The 546-nt window shown below is 42.3% G+C and carries 1 protein-coding gene; it reads right to left on the bottom strand.

The genetic code is table 11. From position 1 onward, the window contains the following. Positions 1–69: 69 nt before the first annotated feature. The coding region (locus tag ASU35_RS04575) for a transposase (RefSeq protein WP_172794597.1) at positions 70–546 on the bottom strand (477 nt) is incomplete at its 5' end.

The following is a 546-nucleotide window of genomic DNA, read 5'->3' on the forward strand; positions in this document are numbered from 1 at the left end:
CAAAAATAATCACTTTACTCCCTGGAGAGTATTTTCTCCATATGGATATGCTGATTTTCTATATGATTTTCAGGCTATTTCCGGATAAGTGGCGACTTTAACTAAACCGGTCAGATATCTGATCAGTTTTCGGGCATTCATTCCGGCAACTTTAAAGCCGAAGAATAGTTTTGTTTTGATATAACCACGGACTGGCATCCTATCAACATGGTGTCTGCTCCGAAGTGCCGCAGGAACCGTTTCTATCCCGTTTCGGAAACGCGCCAATGTCTTGAATTCTTCTGTTTTCAAGAAACGTTGCTGTCTGGCATGAAACGCTGTCCGCATCGCGATTTTAATGGTGGCAACGCGTTTGTATTCTTTAGGGTGGCACTGACTATGATAAGGGCAGTTTTTGCAGGTAGCTAATGGAAACGATGCTCTACACTTCTGTGTATTTTTATCATAGACACTACTTTTAGGTTCATGACCGGCTGCACATCGTAACAGTTTTGTTCCGTCTTCATTGAATTCAAAATCTGCCCAGTGATCACTGACTTCAGAACC

Source organism: Acetivibrio ethanolgignens (assembly GCF_001461035.1).
GTDB lineage: Bacteria > Bacillota > Clostridia > Lachnospirales > Lachnospiraceae > Velocimicrobium > Velocimicrobium ethanolgignens.